The 475-nt window shown below is 53.1% G+C and carries 1 pseudogene; it reads right to left on the minus strand.

What is annotated here, in order from left to right:
• Nucleotides 1-48: 48 nt before the first annotated feature.
• Nucleotides 49-475, minus strand: a pseudogene (locus tag K0039_RS25160) (hypothetical protein); the annotation flags it as partial.

Here is a 475-nt window from a genome sequence, read left to right on the forward strand (position 1 = left end):
GGAACAAGGTGACAATCAATAACAAAATGCGGCGTAAGGTGAAGATAATCATGGTTTTTTCACCTCATCCTGTTTCTCGCGATACACCCCAGCAAAGGAGGCGTTACCAAACGGGCTAAGTACCAGACCTTTGATATCGTACCGATAGGCCTGCAAACGCAATGACCACGCCAGCGGCAAAATGGGCAATTCCTGCGCCAGAATACTCTGCGCTTCGTCATAGGCTTCAATACGCGCCGCCAGCTGCTGCGAAGAGAGCGCCTTACGCAATACGCTGTCGAATTTCGGATCGCACCAGTGGGCGAGGTTGGTCTGCGAATGAATTGCCGCGCAGCTCAGTAACGGACGGAAGAAACTGTCCGGGTCGTTACTGTCCGTCGCCCAACCGGATAACGTCAGATCATGGCTCATATCCATCAACCGCGCCTCCTGAAAGCGACCTTCTACCGGCACAATCACCACTTTTACGCCAACC

The sequence above is a fragment of the Terrisporobacter mayombei genome (genome assembly GCF_020748465.1).
In the GTDB taxonomy this organism is placed as follows: Bacteria; Bacillota; Clostridia; order Peptostreptococcales; family Peptostreptococcaceae; genus Terrisporobacter; species Terrisporobacter mayombei.